The organism is Amnimonas aquatica, assembly GCF_002943415.1.
GTDB lineage: Bacteria > Pseudomonadota > Gammaproteobacteria > Pseudomonadales > Moraxellaceae > Perlucidibaca > Perlucidibaca aquatica_A.
In genome coordinates, this window is sequence record NZ_PTQZ01000215.1 from 1 (window position 1) to 3,030 (window position 3,030).

The 3,030-nt window shown below is 68.0% G+C and carries 3 protein-coding genes; all 3 read left to right on the forward strand.

Annotated elements, in window-relative coordinates; all coding sequences use genetic code 11:
- Positions 1-333, forward strand: a 333-nt coding sequence (locus C5O18_RS08060; RefSeq protein ID WP_158249305.1) for a sulfite exporter TauE/SafE family protein, incomplete at its 5' end; no start/stop codon positions are given.
- Positions 334-372: 39 nt separating this feature from the next.
- Entirely contained in the window at positions 373-1,452 is a 1,080-nt protein-coding gene (locus C5O18_RS08065; RefSeq protein ID WP_105193016.1) for a 3-deoxy-7-phosphoheptulonate synthase, read from the forward strand.
- 167 nt (positions 1,453-1,619) lie between these two features.
- Positions 1,620-3,030, forward strand: a 1,411-nt coding sequence (locus tag C5O18_RS08070) for a S8 family peptidase (protein ID WP_146089290.1), incomplete at its 3' end; no start/stop codon positions are given.

The following is a 3,030-nucleotide window of genomic DNA, read 5'->3' on the forward strand; positions in this document are numbered from 1 at the left end:
ATGGGGCTGCTGCTGGGCGTGCTGGTGACGCTGTCGTCGGTCGGCGCCGGCGTGTTCGGCGTCATGGTGCTGGTGACCCTGTTCCCGGCGCTGTCGATGATCCGCGTGATCGGCACCGACGTCACCCACGCCGTGCTGCTGACGCTGGTCGCCGGCCTCGGCCACCTGAGCATGGGCAACGTCGACTGGAACCTGCTCGGCCTGCTGCTGATCGGCTCGCTGCCGATGATCGTGCTGGGCACGACCTGGAGCTCGCGCATGCGCGAGGACATCATTCGCCCGATGCTCGGCTTCACCCTTCTGCTACTTAGTGCGCGGTTCATATTCATGTGATTTATGGGGTAATATCCTGCGCTTGCGTGGAGAGCCCCAATGAGCCTTGCTGACAACCAGATCGACGACCAGAACATCCGCTCCATCGATGTTCTCATCACCCCGGCGGAACTGAAGCGCGAGCTTCCGCTGAGCGAGTCGGCCTACGACACCGTGCTGTCCGGCCGCCGCGTCATCCGCGACATTCTCGATGGCAAGGACCACCGCCTGTTCCTGGTGGTGGGCCCCTGCTCCATCCACGACCTCAAGGCTGCGCACGAGTATGCCCAGCGCCTGAAGGTCCTGGCCGCCGAAGTCAGCGACACGCTGTACCTGGTCATGCGCGTGTATTTCGAGAAGCCGCGCACCACCGTGGGCTGGAAGGGCCTGATCAACGACCCGTACATGGATGACTCGTTCCGCATCCAGGACGGTCTGCGCATCGGCCGCAAGCTGCTGCTCGAACTCAACGAGCTCGGCCTGCCCTGCGCCACCGAAGCGCTCGACCCCATGTCGCCGCAGTTCCTGCACGACCTGATCGCCTGGTCGGCGATCGGCGCGCGCACCACGGAATCGCAGACGCACCGCGAAATGTCGTCGGGCCTGTCGTCGCCGGTGGGCTTCAAGAACGGCACCGACGGCGGCCTCAAGGTGGCCACCAACGCCCTGCTCTCGGTGCAGAACCCGCACAGCTTCCTCGGCATCGACGCCGACGGCAAGGTCGCGGTCATCAACACCACCGGCAACCGCTACGGCCATGTCGTGCTGCGCGGCGGCGACGGCAAGCCCAACTACGACTCGGTGTCGGTGGCGCTGGCCGAGCGCGAGCTGGAAAAGGCCAAGGCCCCGCTCAACCTCATGATCGACGCCTCGCACGCCAACTCCAACAAGGACCCGGGCCTGCAGCCGCTGGTCATGGACAACGTCGCCAACCAGATCCTGGAAGGCAACAAGTCCATCATCGGCATGATGATCGAGTCGCACCTGAAGTTCGGCCGCCAGGACATCCCCAAGGACCTGTCGCAGCTCGAATACGGCAAGTCGGTCACCGACGGCTGCATCGACTGGGACACGACCGAAAAGGCCATCCTGTCCATGCGCGACAAGCTCAAGGACGTGCTGCCGACGCGGCGCAGCTGATGCCGTGCACGGATCTGGAAAAGCCCCGCTGATGCGGGGCTTTTTCATGGCGAGTTCGAGCGACCGGCAGCCCCGTCGTCACTCATCGGTCTGACATCGTTCATTTGCAAAACTGCTGCTAGCATGGCGCGTCGCCATCCGGCCCGCACCGACAGGGAGTCCGCCCCATGCCCGCATTCCGCCAACTCGCCCTCGCGCTCGCCCTGCTCGGCGGCGCCCACGCCCACGCCGCCATTGACCAGTACGTCCCGGTCGCCGAGCGCGGGGTGATCGCCAACCAGTACATCGTGCAGCTGGATCTCGCGCTGCTGCGCCAGCTCAACGGTGCGCTGCCGGTCGGCGAGCTGGTGAACGGACTGCTGGCACGCGTGCCCGGCGCCGAGCTGCTGCATGTCTACAGCCGCGCCCTGCCCGGCCTAAGCCTGCGCATGACGCCGGCGCAGGCGCGGCTGCTGTCGCTGCTGCCCGGCATCGTGCGCATGGAGCAGGACAGCTGGGTGCAGGTGGCCGGGCGCACCACGGTGAACGCAGCCAGCTACTACGGCCTCGACCGCATCGACCAGCCCTCCGGTCTCAACGGCCTGTACAGCTACCCGTCGCTGGCCGGCCAGGGCGTGCATGTCTACGTGCTGGACACCGGCCTGCGCGCCAGCCACACCGAATTCACCGGCCGCGTCGGCAGCGGCCGCAACTTCGCGCCCAACAGCGGCGGCCTGCTCGGGCTGGGCGCCAGCACCAACGCCGCCGACACCAGCGACTGCAACGGCCATGGCACCCATGTCGCCGGCACCATCGCCGGCCGGCTGTCCGGGGTGGCGCGCCAGGCCATCGTGCATCCGGTACGCGTGATGAACTGCAACGGCTCGGGCAGCACCTCCAACCTGATCGCCGGCATCGACTGGCTGATCGCCAACGCCCAGCGTCCGGCGGTGGCGAACCTGTCGCTGGGGGGCTCGGCATCTACCGCGCTCGACAACGCCGTGCGCAACGCCGTCGGCCAGGGCATCACCATGGTGGTGGCCGCCGGCAACAACAACGCCAATGCCTGCAACGAATCGCCCGCGCGTGTTTCCGAGGCGCTGGTGGTCGGCGCCACCGGCAGCAGCGACCGCCGCTCCAGCTACTCGAACTACGGCACCTGCCTGGATATCTTCGCGCCCGGCGACAACATCCTCTCCGCCGCTCACAGCAGCGACACCGGCACCGCCACCCTGAGCGGCACCTCCATGGCGGCGCCGCACGTCGCCGGCGCGGCGGCGCTCTACCTCGCTTCGCGCCCGCAGGCCGCTCCGGCCACAGTGGCCGCCGGCCTGATCAGCCTCGCCGGTGTCGACCTGGTCAGCGACCCGCGCGGCAGCAGCAACCGCCTGCTCAACGTCGGCGCCCTGGAAGACACCGGTGATGTCATCCAGCCGCCGGTGGTCACACCGCCGGTGACGCCGCCCGTGACACCCGAGCCGACCGTGCCCTGCACCGGCTGCACCGCCTACAGCGTCAGCTTCAGCAACCAGGCCCGCACGGTCTACGCCCCGGGCAGCACCGGCTTCAGTTTCGCCGGCGGCACCCTGCGCGGCTATG